Here is a 4,277-nt window from a genome sequence, read left to right as displayed (position 1 = left end):
CACATCGCCGGCCTTGACGATGTCCCCGTCCTTGACCCGGATTTCCTTCACCGTGCCGCCGTCGAAATGCTGGACGCTCTTGCGGTTGCCCTCGACCTTCACCACCGCATCGGCAAGCACCGCGCCATTGAGCGGCGCGACCGCCGCCCAGCCGCCGAACACGCCGAAGAAGGCGGTGATGATGAGCAGGCCGATCCACACCGGTGCCCGGATCGAATCCGCATTGGCGCCCGCATCTTCGGTGCCGGAGAGGTTGCGATAGGAAGCGGCGATATCGGTCATTGGGCCGCCATCGTAATCGGTGCCGCGCGCTGGTTGAGCAGCGCCACGATTTCGTTTCTCATGCCGAAGGCTTCGACCGCGCCATCCCGCAAGAGCAGGATCTTGTCGACATTGGCCAAAGTCGAGGGCCGGTGCGAGACGATGATCACCGTGCTGCCGCGACGCTTCAGCTCCAGCGCGCAGTCGGCCAGGGCGCGATCGCCGTCGGCATCGAGATTGGAGCTCGGCTCGTCGAGCACGATGAGGTTCGGCATGCCGAAGACGGCGCGGGCAAGCGCGATGCGCTGCCGGTAGCCACCGGACAGCACCGCCCCGCCCTCGCCGATCTGCGTCTCGTAGCCTTGCGGCAGCCGGATGATCATCTCATGCACGCCGGCGAGCCGTGCCGCCTCGATCACCTCGCGGTCGACATCGGTCTTGAAGCGGCCGATATTGGCGGCCACCGTGTCTGAAAACAGCTCGATGTCCTGCGGCAGGTAGCCGATATGGTCGCCGAGCGCCTCCCTTCCCCACTGCGTCATGTCGGCGCCATCGAGCCTGACCGTGCCGCGGCTCGGCTGCATGATGCCGGCGAGGTGACGCGCCAGCGTCGACTTGCCGGCGCCGGAAGGGCCGACGATGCCGAGCGCCTCGCCTGCCTCGAGCCGGAACGACACATCGCGCAGCAGCACCTTCTGCAGGCTGGGAATGGCGAAGCTCAACTGCTCGACGGCGACCTTGCCGGTGGGCTTCGGCAGGTTGAACGAGCGTTCGCCCTGCGCGCCGCCGTCCAGCAGCCTCTCGACCCTGCCAAGGGCGGCCCGCGCCAGGATCAGGCTGCGCCAGAGGCCGACGATCTGCTCGACCGGCTGCAGCCCCCTGCCCAGCAGCAGGCTGGCCGCAAACATCGAGCCGCCGGTGATCTGCCGCTCGATCACCAGATAGGCGCCGAGGCCGAGGATCAGCGACTGCATGGTGAGGCGCAGGAAGCGGATCAGCCCGGACATGACCGCTGCCCGGTCGCTCGCCCGCCCCTGCTGGCCGAGCGCCAGGCCGCGATCGCGCCCCCAGCGCCGGACGAGGCCGTCGATCATGCCCATGGCGCGGATGACTTCCGCGTTCCTGAGGCTCATTTCGGTGAAATTGTAGTTGGCCGTGGCAAGGTCGTTGGCCTGCTTCAGCGGCGCCCGCACGATATATTCGTTGAGCACCGCCATGGCGATGAGAAGCAGCGAGGAGCCCAACGCGAAGAAGCCGAGCCAGGGATGCAGGAGGAAGATGATGCCGATATAGATCGGCGACCAGGGCAGGTCGAACAGGGCATGGATACCGCTGCCGGTGATCACCTGCCGGAAGGTGTCGAAATCGCGGATCGGCTGGCTTGGCGAGGCACCCTGCGACGGGATCTCGACGGAAGCCGCCAGGATCCTGGCCGAAAGCAGCCGGTCGAGCCGGGCGCTGGCGCGCGTCAGGATCGCGGCGCGCACAAGGTCGAGACCGGCGAGCGCCAGGAACGCCGCAAGCAGCACCAGCGTCAGCATCACCAGCGTCGTCTCGCTGCCGCTGGTGACCACCCGGTCGTAGATCTGCAGCATGTAGAGCGGCGACGCGAGGTAGAGCAGGTTGATCGCCAGGCTGAACACCGCCGCAAACAGGAAATAGCGGCGGCAGGCGCCAAGCGCTTCCCTGACAATCCTGGGTTTGTTGTCGAGACTCAAAGTACCCAACGGCAGAACCGCCCCCTGTCTAACTGCATGCCCGGAACGATACTACTCCGGATCCCTCCCCCGGCCACGCGATCCGCTCGTAAACCTGTCGTAAACCTTAATTCGTAAGCTGAATCCTGTAGCGGGATACGAGGTGAGCCGCGCGGCCGCGGCTCACCTCTTGGTTACAGCACGAAGTCGCTGGCCGTCAGTCCGAGGTTGACGCCGGTCAGCGTGATCTGGAAATCGGCTGTGGTGTTGCCGTTGACGTCGGCGCGGACGATGGTGTTGCCGCCGCTTTCGGACCAGGTGATGCTGTTGGCGACGGTGTTCGCGTTCTGACCGCCGAACAGGAAGGCCTGATCGCCGCCGCCCGAGACGGCGTCGATCGCGGACAGGTCGATCTTGTCGACGCCATGCACGAAGTCCGTGATGGTGTCGAAACCCGCTGGCGTGGACTCCGAAGCTGCGCCATAGCTGAAAATGTCGGATCCGATACCGCCCGCGAGCGTGTCGGCGCCGGCACCGCCTGTCAGTGTGTCGTTGCCGGTACCACCAACAATAAGGTCGTTGCCTGCACCGCCGTTAATCGTGCTGTCGTCGCCGCCGTTTCCGAACAGGAGGTCGTTGCCGTTGCCCCCGGTTAGAGCCTGCCCCGCCGAGGTGGAGGCGATGACGTCATCGGTGCCGCCACCGGACAGGGAAGTTTGCAGTCGGTACGCGGACGTGCTGAGCGCGTATCCGTACACAGTGCCGCCGTTTGTGAATTGTATGCTTTCGACGTTTCCGCTTCCGACATATTGATCATGGATGGTGATCTCAGTGCTTCCGACATTGATTACGAGATCGTTGGAGACTCTCTCAAAGTTAAGCGTTCCAATGGCCGTGCTGTCCACTGGCGCAGTCGTTATGATCTGAATGCTGTCGCCGCCACTTCCCGCGTCCGCGATGATGTCCGTGCCGTCCGCTAGGCCGAACTGATAGGTGTCGTTGCCGCTGCCGCCGAGGAGCACATCGTTGCCCGCACCGCCGACGAGCGTAGCTCCGCCGTTCGAGCTGACAAGAATGTTGTCGCCCGAGGTTCCGTCGAGTGTGCCGACCGAATCCTGGCTGACCGTCACCAGTGCTGGCGCGCCAGCACTGGTTCCATCGGTGGCCGTGTAGGTGAAGGTGCCTCCCATGGGCGCCGTATCGGCAAAGGTTACGCTGCCGTTTGCACCTGAGCCTGCCAACTGCGAGACAGAGCCTCCCGTAGCGGAACCTACCCCCGACACATCGATTGCCGAAGCAGGATCGTTCGCAATGAGCGCCCATTCCGGGACGATGACGGAGCTTCCGCCCGCAAGGTTGGTGATGATCGTATCGCCAACGGCCGTGGGACCATCGGCGGTACCCAGAATGTCGATGGCGACCGAAGTGTGAGTGCCGTCGGCACTCACCACATCAAAGTTTTCGGTGTAGTGCTGGCCGGCGACGAATTCGTCATGCGCCGAACTTGCCGTGTAGGTCCAGGCGCCAGCCGCGTTGATGGCGAAGGTGCCGAAGCTGCCAACGGTGGCTGCCTGAGCCACGAAGGTCGCCGGGCTGTCGACGTCGGAAATGGTGAGTGTGCCCGACGTCGAGATATCCGCGGCCGTGTTGCCTTCCGTCAGATTGACGGATGCGGCCGACAGCACCGCGGCATCGTTGGTGCCGTCGATGTTGATGGTCACCGAGGTGTGGGTGCCGTCGGCGCTGACCACGTCGAAGGTGTCGGTGTAGGTGGTGCCGGCGGCGAACTCGTTGTGCGCCGAGGAGGCCGTGTAGGTCCAGGCGCCGGCGGCATCGATGGCGAAGGTGCCGTAGGTCCCGACCGTGCCGGCCTGGGCGACGAAGGTCGCCGGGCTGTCGACATCCGAGATCGTCAGCTGGCCGCTGCTCGATATGTCGGCGGCCGCATCGGTCTCGGTCAGGTTCCTCACATCGGCCGACAGCACCGCGGCATCGTTGGTGCCGTCGATGTTGATGGTCACCGAGGTGTGGGTGCCGTNGTGTCGGTGTAGGTGGTGCCGGCGGCGAACTCGTTGTGCGCCGAGGAGGCCGTGTAGGTCCAGGCGCCGGCGGCATCGATGGCGAAGGTGCCGTAGGTCCCGACCGTGCCGGCCTGGGCGACGAAGGCCGCCGGGCTGTCGACATCCGAGATCGTCAGCTGGCCGCTGCTCGATATGTCGGCGGCCGCATCGGTCTCGGTCAGGTTCCTCACATCGGCCGACAGCACCGCGGCATCGTTGGTGCCGTCGATGTTGATGGTCACCGAGGTGTGGGTGCCGT

At 65.1% G+C, this 4,277-nt stretch carries 3 protein-coding genes and 1 pseudogene; all 4 read right to left on the bottom strand.

Translation table 11 applies throughout. The features are described from left to right. A pseudogene (locus A9K71_RS24520) lies at positions 1-282 on the bottom strand (biotin/lipoyl-binding protein); the annotation flags it as partial. Then, a complete protein-coding gene (locus tag A9K71_RS24515) occupies positions 279-1,979 on the bottom strand; it encodes a type I secretion system permease/ATPase (protein WP_067002239.1) in 1,701 nt (566 codons plus the stop codon). The pseudogene A9K71_RS24520 and the gene A9K71_RS24515, both read right to left, overlap by 4 nt. A 173-nt stretch (positions 1,980-2,152) precedes the next feature. Then, a complete protein-coding gene (locus A9K71_RS24510; protein WP_197504274.1) occupies positions 2,153-3,943 on the bottom strand; it encodes a VCBS domain-containing protein in 1,791 nt (596 codons plus the stop codon). 32 nt (positions 3,944-3,975) lie between these two features. Continuing rightward, the coding region (locus A9K71_RS32175; RefSeq protein WP_197504273.1) for a VCBS domain-containing protein at positions 3,976-4,277 on the bottom strand (302 nt) is incomplete at its 5' end.

The sequence above is a fragment of the Mesorhizobium sp. WSM3873 genome (genome assembly GCF_001672445.1).
Taxonomy (GTDB): domain Bacteria; phylum Pseudomonadota; class Alphaproteobacteria; order Rhizobiales; family Rhizobiaceae; genus Mesorhizobium.
This window is presented reverse-complemented; position numbering and strand designations above follow the sequence as displayed.